The organism is Mycobacterium kansasii ATCC 12478 (genome assembly GCF_000157895.3).
Taxonomy (GTDB): domain Bacteria; phylum Actinomycetota; class Actinomycetes; order Mycobacteriales; family Mycobacteriaceae; genus Mycobacterium; species Mycobacterium kansasii.
This window is the reverse complement of the sequence record NC_022663.1, coordinates 663,675-676,627: the sequence shown is the minus strand read 5'-3', so window position 1 is coordinate 676,627 and position 12,953 is coordinate 663,675. Positions and strand designations below refer to the sequence as shown.

The 12,953-nt window shown below is 65.2% G+C and carries 11 protein-coding genes; 6 read left to right on the top strand and 5 right to left on the bottom strand.

Annotation, left to right across the window (positions count from 1 at the left end):
* Positions 1-38: 38 nt before the first annotated feature.
* Positions 39-2,015 (bottom strand): asparagine synthase (glutamine-hydrolyzing), encoded by a 1,977-nt coding sequence (asnB, locus tag MKAN_RS02830; protein WP_023364910.1) that lies wholly within the window; start codon positions 2,013-2,015, stop codon positions 39-41.
* A 349-nt stretch (positions 2,016-2,364) separates the two neighbouring features.
* Here asnB and ctaC point away from each other — a divergent pair, with 349 nt between their 5' ends.
* From ctaC to MKAN_RS02800, 6 genes are all read left to right on the top strand, one after another.
* Complete coding sequence (gene ctaC / locus MKAN_RS02825) at positions 2,365-3,474, top strand: aa3-type cytochrome oxidase subunit II (protein ID WP_036393142.1); 1,110 nt, start codon at positions 2,365-2,367, stop codon at positions 3,472-3,474.
* A gap of 11 nt (positions 3,475-3,485) precedes the next feature.
* A complete protein-coding gene (locus MKAN_RS02820; RefSeq protein ID WP_023364906.1) occupies positions 3,486-3,905 on the top strand; it encodes a cytochrome c oxidase subunit 4 in 420 nt (139 codons plus the stop codon).
* Between the two features lie 183 nt (positions 3,906-4,088).
* Positions 4,089-5,024 carry an MmpS family transport accessory protein gene (locus tag MKAN_RS02815; RefSeq protein WP_023364904.1) on the top strand — a complete coding sequence of 312 codons (936 nt, stop codon included), beginning with the start codon at positions 4,089-4,091 and terminating at the stop codon, positions 5,022-5,024.
* Positions 5,024-5,665, top strand: a complete 642-nt coding sequence (locus MKAN_RS02810) for a DUF2561 family protein (protein WP_023364902.1) — start codon at positions 5,024-5,026, stop codon at positions 5,663-5,665. The genes MKAN_RS02815 and MKAN_RS02810 overlap by 1 nt, the downstream gene beginning before the upstream one ends.
* Before the next feature lie 155 nt (positions 5,666-5,820).
* Positions 5,821-6,669 (top strand): universal stress protein, encoded by an 849-nt coding sequence (locus MKAN_RS02805; RefSeq protein ID WP_036393146.1) that lies wholly within the window; start codon positions 5,821-5,823, stop codon positions 6,667-6,669.
* Between the two features lie 2 nt (positions 6,670-6,671).
* On the top strand, positions 6,672-8,336 hold the full coding sequence (locus MKAN_RS02800; RefSeq protein WP_023364898.1) for a cation:proton antiporter: 1,665 nt from the start codon (positions 6,672-6,674) through the stop codon (positions 8,334-8,336).
* Positions 8,337-8,462: 126 nt separating this feature from the next.
* On the opposite strand, the gene qcrB is transcribed toward MKAN_RS02800, so the two are convergent.
* Genes qcrB through ctaE form a run of 4 tightly spaced genes read right to left on the bottom strand, consistent with a single transcriptional unit; the run spans position 8,463 to position 12,854 of the window.
* Positions 8,463-10,121, bottom strand: coding sequence for a cytochrome bc1 complex cytochrome b subunit (gene qcrB, locus MKAN_RS02795; RefSeq protein ID WP_023364896.1), 1,659 nt, complete (start codon positions 10,119-10,121; stop codon positions 8,463-8,465).
* A complete protein-coding gene (qcrA, locus tag MKAN_RS02790; protein ID WP_042313251.1) occupies positions 10,118-11,359 on the bottom strand; it encodes a cytochrome bc1 complex Rieske iron-sulfur subunit in 1,242 nt (413 codons plus the stop codon). The genes qcrB and qcrA overlap by 4 nt, the downstream gene beginning before the upstream one ends.
* Entirely contained in the window at positions 11,356-12,204 is an 849-nt protein-coding gene (gene qcrC / locus MKAN_RS02785) for a cytochrome bc1 complex diheme cytochrome c subunit (protein WP_023364892.1), read from the bottom strand. The genes qcrA and qcrC overlap by 4 nt, the downstream gene beginning before the upstream one ends.
* Positions 12,205-12,242: 38 nt before the next feature.
* On the bottom strand, positions 12,243-12,854 hold the full coding sequence (gene ctaE / locus MKAN_RS02780) for an aa3-type cytochrome oxidase subunit III (protein WP_023364890.1): 612 nt from the start codon (positions 12,852-12,854) through the stop codon (positions 12,243-12,245).
* Between the last annotated feature and the right edge of the window lie 99 nt (positions 12,855-12,953).

The window sequence follows — 12,953 nt, the reverse complement described above, 5'->3', positions numbered from 1 at the left end:
GGAAGGTCTTCCGCGTGCGACTCTGCGTCTGCCGGCCGTCATAACTGGACCGGATATTGCGGCTCTCCGATCTGCGGCACCACGCTGTGCTCGACAAAGATCGCGTGCCACAGCATAAAGATCAGCACGGTCCACAGCCGGCGGCTGTGATCGCTGGCGCCGGTCCGGTGGTCGTCGAGCATCCGGCTGACTGCGCCCAGGTCGATGAGATGTCCGGCCCCCGACGAGGCCACCATCTGGTATGCCCACTCCAGCAGCTCGCCGGCGCGTAACCAGTGCCGGATCGGCACCGGGAAGCCCAGCTTGGGCCGGTGCAGCACGTGCGCCGGAACGATGGGCTCCAGCGCGCGCCGCAGCGCGTACTTGGTGGTGGTGCGGGTGATCTTGGCCGGCAGCGGTAGCCGCGAGGCCACCGCGAACACCTCCGGGTCCAGGAACGGGACCCGCAGCTCGAGCGAATTGGCCATCGTCATCTTGTCGGCCTTGACCAGGATGTCGCCTCGCAGCCAGGTGAACAGGTCGATGTGCTGCATCCGGGCCACCGGATCCCAACCGGCCGATTGCGCGTACACCGGCGCCGTGACGTCGGTGTGGGTCCAGTCCTCGCGGAAGCCGGGCAGCACGTCGCGCAGCTGCGCGTCGGAAAAGCTGCGGGCATTGCCGTAGTAGCGCTCCTCGAGCGTCAACGAGCCGCGGTGCAGCAGGCTCTTGCCTCGCATGCCCTCCGGCAGCGGCTTGGAGGCCTTCCCCATCGACCGCCGCAGCCGCCGCGGCAGGTAGTCGAACGGTCTCAGCGACAGCGGCTCGCGGTAGATCGTGTAGCCGCCGAACAGTTCGTCGGCGCCTTCCCCGGACAACACCACTTTGACGTACTTACGGGCCTCCCGGGCCACGAAGAACAGCGGTACCAGCGCCGGATCGGCCACCGGCTCGTCCAGATACCAGACGATTTCGGGCAATGCGGCCACAAACTCCTCCGCGCTGACCACCTTGGCGACGTGGCGCGCGCCAATCGCCTCGGCCGAGGCCACCGCGACGTCGAGCTCGGAGAATCCCTCTCGTTCGAATCCGGTGGTGAAGGTGATCAGTCGCGGATTGTGCCGGATGGCCAGGGCGGCGATGGCCGTGGAGTCGATGCCCCCGGACAGAAACGAACCGACGGTGACGTCGGCCCGCATGTGCTTGGCCACCGAGTCCTCCAGCACCGCAGTGATCTCGTCGTAGCGCGCCTGCTCGGTGTCGGGCGTGATCGGGGTGGCGGCAAAGCGCGGCATGAAGTAACGGGTGATCTCCGGCTCGCGCCCGGGCCGAATCCAGGCGTAACAACCCGATTCGAGCCGTCGCACTCCGCGGTGCAGTGTCTCGGGCTCCGGCACGTACTGCAGCACGACGTAGTGCTGCAGCGCCCGGGGGTCGATTCGGGTGTCGAACCCCAGCAAGTCGACGAGGTCGAGCAGGCATTTCTTCTCGCTGGCCACCGCGGTGCCGCCGGCGCCGGTCGCCAGGAACAGCGGCTTGATGCCGAACGGGTCGCGGGCGCAGAACAATTCACGGGTGACGGTGTCCCAAAGCGCGAAGGCGAACATGCCGCGTAGCCGCTTGAGCACGTCGGTGCCCCAGTGGTGGTAGCCGGCGACGATCGTCTCGCCGTCGCCGTCGGTCGCGAACACGGCGCCGTGCCGGGTGCTGAGTTCGTCGCGCAGCTCCAGGTAGTTGTAGATCTCGCCGTTGAACACCAGCACGTACCGCTCCGGCGCCTCCGGCGGTCCCCACCGCAGCGGCTGATGGGAATGGGCGATGTCGATAATGGACAGCCGGTTGAACCCGAAGATCACCGATCCGTCGGCGTCCGGGTCAACCCAGGTGCCCGGCTCGTCGGGGCCACGGTGGCGCATCAGGTGCGACGCGCGGGCGATCGCGCTGTCGGCCTCCGTGGCGCGGCGGGCAGTGGCGTCGGACCCCTGGGTCTCGGCAGCGCCGGCCGGAGCCGCGACGAAGGCCAGCAGTCCGCACACGGCGCCCCAGTATGCCGCACGAAGCGCTGCTGCCCGGGCGCGGCTGGCTGGTAGTGGTGATCGAGACCGGATCTCGCGCTCGTCGGTTCACGATCTGGAGTTCCGAAACGGGCCATATCGCGCCGCCTGGTCGCCACCACGGGCGGGCTTGCGCGCGCCGCACGCAGTACGGCGGCGGCGCCACCGCGGGCCAGGGTAGCGGCATCGCCGGTCGTTTTGGCACGCATCGTCGCCTGCGCGGGCGGCGTGGTCTACGCTGCGTAGTATTCGAATCCGAGTTAGCCGACGATTCCCGCCGGAAGCGGCGCCTAGCCCGAGTCGGCCCAGCTTGTGCTACAGGAGGCGCAACGTGACACTTCGCGAGCCAGGTCGTTCGCAATGCTTGTCGCAGGGCAATTCTGAGATCCGTTCCGCCGGTCGGCGGCGCGGAGCGCGCGGGCTCGCCCCACGCCTTCGGCTGGCGGCACTGACCGGGGCCCTCGGCGTGCTGGCCGTCACCCTGAGCGGTTGCAGCTGGTCGGAAGCGCTGGGTCTCGGCTGGCCCGAGGGCGTCACCCCGGAAGCCCATGCCAACCGGGAGTTGTGGGTCGGTGCCGTGATCGCCTCCCTGGTGGTCGGGGTCATCGTGTGGGGTCTGATTTTCTGGACGGCAGTCTTTCACCGAAAGAAGCGAAGCGACGCCGACTTTCCTCGACAGTTCGGCTACAACATGCCGCTTGAGCTGGTGCTGACCGTCACGCCGTTCCTCATCATTTCGGTGCTGTTCTACTTCACCGTCGTCGTGCAGGAGAAGATGCTGCACACCACCAAAGACCCGGAGGTCGTGATCGACGTCACGGCTTTCCAATGGAACTGGAAGTTCGGCTACCAGCGGGTCGACTTCCACGACCACACCTTGACCTACGATGGCGCCGACGAGGCCCGCAAGCACGCCGTTGAATCCAAGCCGGAGGGCAAGGACGCCCACGGTGAAGAGCTCGTCGGACCGGTTGCCGGGCGTAACACCGAGGACCGCAGCTATCTCAACTTCGACAAGATCGAGACGCTGGGCACCACGAACGAAATCCCGGTCCTGGTGTTGCCGGCCGGCAAGCGCATCGAATTCGAGCTGAACTCGGCCGACGTGGTCCATTCCTTCTGGGTGCCCGAGTTCTTGTTCAAGCGTGATGTGATGCCCAATCCGGCGGCGAATAATTCGGTCAACGTCTTCCAGATCGAGCAGATCACCAAGACCGGAGCGTTCGTCGGCCATTGCGCCGAAATGTGCGGCACCTACCACGCCATGATGAACTTCGAAGTTCGCGTGGTGGCCCCCAACGACTTCAAGGCCTACTTACAGCAACGGATCGACGGTAAGACCAACGCCGAAGCCTTGCAGGCGATCAACCAGCCGCCCCTCGCCGTGACAACCCATCCGTTCGACGCCCGCCGCGGTCAATTGGCCCCGAGCCAAGGTTAGGACACTGGACAATGCATATCGAAGCCAGGCTTTTCGAGTTCGTCGCCGCGTTCTTCGTGTTGTGTGCGGTGCTCTACGGTGTGCTGACTTCGATGTTCGCCACCGGTGGGGTCGAGTGGGCCGGCACAACTGCGCTGGCACTGACAGGCGGCATGGCGTTGATCGTCGCCACGTTCTTCCGATTTGTGGCCCGCCGGCTGGACACCCGGCCCGAGGACTACGAGGGTGCCGAAATTAGCGATGGCGCAGGGGAATTGGGGTTCTTCAGCCCGCACAGCTGGTGGCCGATCCTGGTCGCGTTGTCCGGTTCGGTGGCGGCGACGGGTGTCGCGCTATGGCTGCCCTGGCTCATCGTTGCCGGCGTGGTATTCGTCCTGGCTTCGGCGGCCGGACTGGTCTTCGAGTACTACGTCGGACCCGAGAAGCACTGATCACAGCCGGAAAGGTCACAATCAGGGCATCAGTTGATCGGCGGCCAGTTAGCCGCGACTTCTGTGCCCCGCCCGGTTGGGTAGGGTTTGCGATACACAGTGAGAATCCACCGAGCGCACGCGCGCACATGCAGCCGCGGAGCCCCGCGCTCTGGTGAGGCAGTTTGGACAGGGTAGGCAAACATGAGCGGGCCGAATCCGCCCGGACGGGAACCTGAAGAACCCGATTCCGCCGGCGATTCCAGCGCCGAACTGGAAGCCTTGAGCGACACCGGTGATGAGCTGGCAGCCGGTGCCGAGGGTGGAGCACTGCAACCGCTTGACGATAGTGGCCACTTCGACGCGGCATATCCCACGGGGGAGAGCGAAGCCTACTCGCGTGCGTACTCGGCGCCAGAGTCCGAGCAATTCATCAGCGGGCCGTATCTGCCGGCCGATCTCAGTCTTTACGACTACGACAACTACGACGACGCATCGGACGCCGACGACGAACATGGCGCCCCGCGCTGGCCATGGGTGGTCGGCGTGGCAGCCATACTGGCCGCCATCGCCCTGGTGGTTTCGGTGTCGCTGCTCGTCACCCGCACCGGATCCCAAAGACTGGCCAACCCGGCAACTACCTCCTCGTCGGCGCCACCGATACAGGACGAGATAACGACGACCCAGCCACCGCCGCCACCACCTCCGCCACCACCACCGCCCACCACCGAGATCCCGACAGCGACGGAGACGCAGACCGTGACCGTGACGCCTCCGCCCCCGCCACCAGCGCCGACCACGGCGGCACCGCCTCCGGCGACGACGACGGCGGCGGCGCCACCGCCTACAACCACCACCACCCTGGCTGGTCCGCGACAAGTCACCTATTCGGTTACCGGCACCAAGGCGCCCGGCGACATCATCTCGGTGACCTACGTCGACGCTTCGGGGCGCCGACGAACGCAGCACAACGTCTACATTCCATGGTCGATGACCGTCACACCGATCTCACAATCTGATGTGGGCTCGGTGGAGGCGTCTAGTCTTTTCCGGGTCAGCAAACTCAACTGCTCAATCACCACGAGTGACGGGACGGTGCTGTCATCGAACAACAACGACGCACCGCAAACGAGCTGCTGATGCTCGGCAGATACTCCGCATACCGGCGCGGGCCGGACGGCATCGTGGCTCCAGCCGTCGTCGACCGCATCCTGATCGGCGCGTGTGCGGCGGTCTGGCTGGTGCTGGTCGGCGTCAGCGTGGCCGCGGCGGTCGCGCTGGCCGACCTCGGACGCGGCTTTCACAAGGTGCCGAGGGACTCGCACACCACCTGGGTGCTGTACACCGTCATCATCATCTCCGCGTTGATCATTGCGGGGGCGATTCCGGTGCTGTTGCGGGCTCGCCGCATGTCGGTTGCCGAGTCGGCGGCGAGGCCGACGCCGCCACGTGCGCTCGGCCGACCGCCGGCCGCGCCGGGGAAATCTGCGGTGCGCACGGTCGGCGGCTCGACCCGCCGAGACCAAGCCCGGGCATTCGAGGCGGCCGCCGAGCGGTCCGGTGAAGCGGTGGATCGCATCTGGTTGCGGGGAACCGTCGCGCTGACCGGTGCCATCGGCACCGCCTTGATCGGTGCGGCGTTGGCAACGTATCTGATGGCCGTCGGCCACGACGGCGCATCATGGGTCAGCTACGGGGCGGCAGCGGTTATCACCGCGGGGATGCCGGCGATCGAGTGGTACCACGTCCGGCAGCTGCGCCGGGTCGTTGACGCGCAATAGCGAGGTGGCTCAACGCTGTGCTGGCCAACGCGGAAGAGGCCATGTGTGATTCGTGTTGCCGCTGGAGCCCATACGTCGAATGATGTTCGCGGACTCCGGCATCGCCGTCGTTGTCAGCCGCTCGGCAAATAGACTCGGCGACAGGAGGACATCGAATGGCTGTTGCCGTGCCGCCCGGGCACGTACTGGTCGCGACCGACTTATCGCCACGGGCTGGCCTGGCGTTGATCCGAGCCGCACAACTTGCGCACGAGCACGGTGCGCGGCTGACCGTACTGCACGTGGTGCCGGCCGAAATTGTTGCCGACATGGCCGATCCGGCACGCCGCACTGTGGAAGCACATCTCGTCGAATACCTTGATTCCGCCCCGGTAGACATCGCGATCCGCCGCGGACCGGCTGCCGGCGAAATCGCCGCCGAGGCAGCCGAACGCGAGGTCGACCTGGTGGTCGTCGGTGCGCACGGCGCGGACTGGCCGACCGACGTTTTACTCGGCAGTACCGCCGAGAACCTGGTGCGGATGACTCCGGCTCCCGTCTTGCTGGTCAAACAACCCACCACGGCGGCGTACCGCACGGTCATCCTGGCCGTCGATATGTCCCCGCCGGCGGCCGACAGCGCGCGGTTGGCAACTCGCATGACGCCGACCGCAGACCATTACCTCGTGCACGTCTGCACTGTTGTCGGCGAGAACCTGATGCGGATGTACGGTGTCGGTGACGACCAAATCGAAACGCTGCGCCGAACTTCAACCCGGCAGGCCCGAGAACACATCGCGCAGTTGACCGAAACACTGAACCCGCGCCCGAGTCAGGTCAAGATCACGTCGGGACACCCGCGGACTCGGGTACTGGAACTGTGCCGGTCCTGGGCCGCCGACTTGGTCGTTGTCGGAACTGGTGCGCGTTCGCCGATGTCGTATGCGGTTCTCGGCAGCGTCGCTCAGCACGTGATGCGTCAGACTCGGGCCGACGTGCTCGTCGTACCGGCGGCCGAGGCCTGACGTTGGACCTGCACCCGTTCCCGACCATCGCGATCATCCTGGCTATCGCCACGGCGGCCGGTCTGCTCGCCACCCGGTTGCGCCAGCCGCTGATCGTCGCATTCATCGTGGTGGGCATCGCGGTCGGCCCGATAGGTACCGGCTGGGTGTCGGCAGGCGGCACCATCGAACTGTTGGCCCGACTGGGCATAGCGATCCTGTTGTTCCTGGTTGGCCTGCGGCTCGATCTGCATATGGTCCGCGGCACCGGGCCCGTAGCGGTGGCCACCGGCCTCGGACAGGTGATCTTCACCTCCGTCATCGGATATCTGATTGCCCTGGCCTTCGGCATGGACAGTGTGACTGCGATCTATATTGCTGTGGCCCTTACCTTTTCGTCCACGATCATCATCGTGAAGCTGTTGTCGGACAAGCGCGAACTTGACCAGCTGCACGGGCGGATAGCGGTCGGCTTCCTCATCGTCCAAGACATCATCGTCGTACTGGTGATGATCGCCCTCACCGCGTTCGGGCAAAACGCCGGAGACAACTTCGGGCTGGCGATCATGGCAGTACTACTGAAAGGCGCCGGACTGCTCGTCGGAACCTGGCTGCTCATGCGGTATATCCTGCCGTGGCTGCTGCCGCAGATCGCCCGCTCCCAAGAACTCCTGGTGCTTTTCGGAGTGTCCTATGCGGTATCAGTGGCGGCGTTGAGTGAGTGGCTCGGATTCAGCTCCGAAGTCGGCGCGTTTCTCGCCGGAGTGTCCATAGCGGGCACGCCGTTTCGTGACGCGCTGGGCGCCCGGCTGGTCAGCCTACGGGACTTCCTGCTGCTGTTTTTCTTTCTCGACCTTGGTGCTCGCCTCGAATTCACCGATACCGCACAGCAATTCACTGAGGCCCTGGTGTTCTCGGCGTTCGTGCTGGTCGGAAATCCGTTGATCGTGATCGCGATCATGGCTGCATTGCGCTACCCCGTGCGGGTGGGCTTTCTCGCCGGGCTGACCGTCGCCCAGATATCGGAGTTCTCGCTCATACTCGCAACTTTGGGGCTGAGCCTGGGCCACATCACGAACGCGACCGTCAGTCTGATCACCGTCGTCGGCCTGATCACCATCGGCGCCTCGACGTACATGATCGTGTACTCACATCAGCTCTACCGGCGGTTGAAGCGGTGGCTTTCGCTGTTCGAGCGGAGCGCGATCCGTGAACCCGAAAGTCAAAGTGCCGAAGACGATTTCGACGTTATCTTGTTTGGGCTGGGACGGTTCGGCGGTCACCTGGCCGAACGGCTCAGCAGCGTCGGTCATCGGGTGCTCGGAGTCGATTTCGATCCGCATGGGGTCAAGACTCATGACCGCAAGGGTGTCACGGCGGTGTTCGGTAGCGCCGAGGACATTCATTTCCTCGAAGCCTTACCGCTGGATCGGGCAAGGTACGTGATCAGCGCCATTCCGGTCCTGCAGACGAATCTGGCGCTGCTGCATAGCCTTCGCCACCATCGATTCGGGGGCACCATAGCGTTGACGGCCCACACCCAGCACGACGCCGAGCAACTGCGGGCCGCCGGCGTAGACGTTGTCCTCGAGCCGTTCTCGGCCGCGGCCCACACGACATCCCACACGCTGCACGAGCTGCTCACCGTCGATGACGACCCGGCGGGCGGTCGAGAGAACACCGACTGACACGGACCAACGAGGGCGGGCACCTACCGACGCTGCACGCTCCGCCTCGGCGCCAGCTGTGGCGCTGATAGCCCCGTTCCTTGATGGGATCTGTCCGACCCACCGAGGAACCGGGCCTCCCGCCGGCTAGTGCTGGCCGTGCTCGTCGTTGGGCGAGCCGGCGATGCTGTCCTGGTATTCGCGTAGCGCGGTCAGCGCACGTTGCTCGGCGGCATGACCGGCCTCCCGCAACGCCGCGTCCTCTGATCCCGGATCGGCGGACAAGAAGCTGCCACTACCCGGCGCGCCGGCCGAGCCCAGCTTGTTCATTCGCTTGGGAACAGCAGCGCCCTGGTACTCCAGCGGTAGCGGATGTCCGTGGTCGTCGACCGGACCGAGCGGCTGGTGCAGCTCGATGTAGGCCCCGTGCGGCAGCCGCTTGATGATGCCGGTCTCGACGCCGTGCTCGAGCACCGACCGGTCACTGCGCTGCAGTCCGATGGACCACCGGTAGCTGAGGAAGTATACGAACGGTGGCAGCACCACCATGCCGATGCGGCCGATCCAGGTCGTCGCGTTGAGCGAGATGTGGAACTTGAACGCGATGATGTCGTTCATGGCGGCCAGGGTGAGCACCATGTAGAAGGCGATCGCCATCGCGCCGACCGCGGTCCGCACCGGGGCGTCCCGTGGCCGCTGCAGCAGGTTGTGATGCGCGTAGTCGCCGGTGAACCGCTTCTCCAGGAACGGGTAGACGATCAGCAGCACAAAGATCAGGCCCATGATCAGCGCCACCCACACCGCCGCGGGAATGGTGTGGTGCCAGAAGTAGAACTCCCACGGCGGCCAGATACGGGCCAGCCCTTCGGTCCACATCATGTAGAAGTCGGGCTGGGAGCCGGCCGACACCTGTGACGGCTTGTAGGGACCGAGATTCCAGATCGGGTTGATCTGCAGCAGGCCACCCATCAGGCCCAGCACGCCGACGATCGCGGCGAAAAACGCGCCGGACTTGAACGCGAACACCGGCATGACCCGCACACCGATGACGTTGTGCTCGGTCCGGCCGGGGCCCGGGAACTGGGTGTGCTTCTGGAACCACACCAGTGCCAGGTGCAAACCGATCAGCGCCAGGATGATTCCGGGCAGCAGCAGAATGTGCAGCGCATAGAGCCTGGGAATCAGGATGGTGCCCGGGAAATCGCCGCCGAACAGCGCCCAGTGCAACCAAGTGCCGATCACCGGCATGCCGAGCGTGATCGACGAAAGCGCGGCCCGCAGACCGATACCCGACAGCAGGTCGTCGGGCAGGGAGTAGCCGAAGTAGCCCTCGAACATCGCTAGGATCAGCAGCAGCGACCCGATGACCCAGTTGGCCTCGCGCGGCCGCCGGAAGGCCCCGGTGAAGAAAATCCGGGCCAGGTGCACCATGATCGCCGCGGCGAACATCAATGCGGCCCAGTGGTGGATCTGGCGGACAAACAACCCGCCCCGGACTTCGAACGAGATGTCCAGTGCCGTTTCATAGGCGCGCGACATCTCGACGCCGCGCAATGGTTGATAGACGCCGTTGTAGGTGACCTCGGTCATCGACGGGTCGAAGAACAGCGTCAGGTACACGCCGGTGATAAGTAGGACGATAAAGCTGTACAGCGCGATCTCGCCGAGCAGGAACGACCAGTGGGTCGGGAAGACCTTGTTCAGCTGTCGGCGCAGCGCGGCCGAAGGGTGATACCGGGTGTCGACGTCCTCGGCTTGACGGGCCAGCACATCACCGATTTTCGGAGGACGGAGATTTGGACTCATGATGTTGTGCGCTCCCAGAATGCCGGTCCGACGGGCTCGACGAAATCGCCGTTGGCGACGAAATATCCGTTGGAGTCGATAGTGATGGGCAGTTGCGCCAACGCGCGGGCAGCCGGGCCGAATATCGGCTTGGCGAAGTGCAGCGCGTCGAACTGCGACTGGTGACACGGGCACAGGATTCGGTAGGTCTGCTGTTCGTACAGTGATGCCGGGCAACCCAAGTGCGAGCAGACCTTGGTGTAGGCGAAGAACTCGCCGAAGTTGAAGCTCTCCTGGCCTTGACGTTTGACCATTTTGCCCAAATCGCTTGGCTTGATGCGGATGAGCATCACCGGATTGCGAATTCCCATCGCGATGGCCTGCAACTTCTCGTGGGATTCCACGGTGGTGCCATCACCATCGGATTCCCGCCACGGGAACACCGTCTCCATGCCGCCGGCGTCCATATCCTCGGGGCGCAGTTTGATAAACGGTGGCCCATCGTGCAAACCGGTGGCCCGCGCCAGATAGATCGTCTCTCCCTTGTAGCGCGGGGTCCAGCCGGAGGTCCATAGCTCGGCCTTCATGCCCTCGGCGGTGGGGACGACCGGCTTCCACGGGTTCTTGATGAGGCCGCCGGCAAACGCGACCAGGGTGCCGAGCCCGAACGCGCCCAATCCCATGCCCAAGGACAGCCCGACGAGTTTGCGGCGCCGGATGGTCGAACTCTCGAAGGCGTCGGTCAGATTGGCCACCACCGTCTTGCGGTCGATCTCGCGAGACGCGCCGTCGTGCCGGTCCTGGATCGTGATCTCTTCCGGGATAAAGCGTTTCTGGAACAGCACCGCCCCGATCGCGATTGCCAGGATGGACAGCCCGAAGGTCAGTCCGTACAGCGGGGTGGCAAGCGAGTACAGGAAGCTTCCCGACTCTCCGCTGGCTTTGTACTGCCACGGCCAGAAGAGGAAAACCAGCAGCAGAGCGAGTCCGAATGCACCGCCCAGCAAAAGCCAGACCGCCACTCCGCGCTCGGCGCGTTTCTCGGCCTTGGTGCCCTCGACCGGCCAGCGGGGTTCCTTGTAGGCGATCTGGACACCGTCGAGCTTGCCGCCGAGGTCGAGCAGTTCCTGCTGCGACATCGCGGCCAGCGCAGCCTCGTCCGGCTCATGGGCTGCGGCGGGCGCCTTGTCGGTGTCAGAGCCGGTGTCCGAGCCGCCGTCGGTCTTGGCGTCGCCGCTCACGGGAGAGCCGTCGCTCATGATCGCGCCCCAATCCACAGTGCCAGCCCGATGGCGGCGACCATGCCGATGATCCACATCGCCATGCCTTCGGGCGCGGGTCCGAATCCGCCAAGTCCGTAGCCACCCGGCGACCGTTCCTCGGCGACGGTCCGCACGTAGGCGATGATGTCCTTCTTGGCTTCGAAGGACAGCTGGCGGTCGTCGAACTTCGGCATGTTCTGCGGCCCGGTCAGCATCGCGGTGAGGATTTGCTGCTCATTGGCGGGCCCCAGGTCGGGCGCGTATTTGCCCGACGACAGCGCGCCGCCCTTGCCGGTGAAGTTGTGGCACGAGGCGCAGTTGAGACGGAACAAGTCGCCCCCGCGCCCCAGGTCGTCTCCCCGCAGGGATTTGGTGGCGATGCTGCCGTCGGGGTTGCGGACCACGGTGGGCCCGCCCCCGTTGGCCTGCACGTAGGCACCGAGCGCGTCGATCTGGGCCTCGTCGAAGATCGGCTCCTTGCGCTGCGCCTGAGCCTCACCCCGCATCGCGGGCATCCGGCCTGTCGAGACCTGGAAGTAGACGGCCGCCTCGCCGACGCCGATCAGGCTGGGCCCGTGGTCGGGCACGCCCTGCAGGTTGGCGCCGTGGCAGGACACGCACGACGTGTCGAACAGCTGCTTTCCGGTGCGCAGCAGCGCTGAGGACGACTCGTCGGCTACGGCCACCTGTGGGGTGGGTGTCAGTACGGCAGCCAGGCCGCCCGCGACGGTCAGCGCTATCAGCAGCAGCAACCCGCCCGACAACCGCCGGTGGAGGCGTCGCCGCGAGCGACTGTTCCGCTGCGCGCTGCCGCCGGATCGGGTGAATCCCAGTTTTTTCAACTGAGCACTCCTATTCATACCTGTTCGGGGGGGCCGGCTCATCGGATGAAATAGATCACGGTGAACAGCGCGATCCACACGATGTCGACGAAATGCCAGTAGTAGGAGACGACGATGCTGGCGGTTGCCTGCGCGGGGGTGAACTTGCTCATCCCGGTCCGGATCAGCAGGAAGATGAAGGCGATCAAGCCGCCGGTCACGTGCAGGCCGTGGAAGCCGGTGGCCAGATAGAACACGCTGCCGTAGGCGCTGCCCGGGATGGTCGTCCCGTGCGTGGCCAGGTGGTAGTACTCGTAGGCCTGGCCAAGGATGAAGAACAGACCCATCAGAAATGTGATCACATACCAACGGCGCAGCCCGAACACGTCGCCACGCTCGGCGGCGAACACTCCCATCTGGCAGGTGAACGACGACGCGATCAACACCAGCGTCACCGGCACCGCCTGATAGAGATTGAGCTCGGTCGGCGGTGGCGGCCACTTCCCACCGGACTGAGCGCGCGCGGTGAAGTACATAGCGAACAGGCCAGCAAAGAACATCAACTCACTGGAAAGCCACACTATGGTGCCGACACTGACCATGTTCGGTCTGTTCAGCGAATGCACGCGCGACGTGATGGCAGTACCCGAGGTCCCTACAGCACTCGTCACATCCGCAAGTATGACGCTTTGTAGTTGTCGAACTCTACCCGGGGCACAAATTCGTTTTCCGCGCGTCGTTTCACAGCCGCGTGCCGCCGCGTGCCCGGC

Coding starts and splice junctions, on each gene's coding strand:
- MKAN_RS02820 (WP_023364906.1), top strand. CDS start 3,486: ATGCATATCGAAGCCAGGCTTTTCGAGTTCGTCGCCGCGTTCTTCGTG.
- MKAN_RS02815 (WP_023364904.1), top strand. CDS start 4,089: ATGAGCGGGCCGAATCCGCCCGGACGGGAACCTGAAGAACCCGATTCC.
- MKAN_RS02810 (WP_023364902.1), top strand. CDS start 5,024: ATGCTCGGCAGATACTCCGCATACCGGCGCGGGCCGGACGGCATCGTG.
- MKAN_RS02805 (WP_036393146.1), top strand. CDS start 5,821: ATGGCTGTTGCCGTGCCGCCCGGGCACGTACTGGTCGCGACCGACTTA.
- qcrB (WP_023364896.1), bottom strand. CDS start 10,121: ATGAGTCCAAATCTCCGTCCTCCGAAAATCGGTGATGTGCTGGCCCGT.
- qcrA (WP_042313251.1), bottom strand. CDS start 11,359: ATGAGCGACGGCTCTCCCGTGAGCGGCGACGCCAAGACCGACGGCGGC.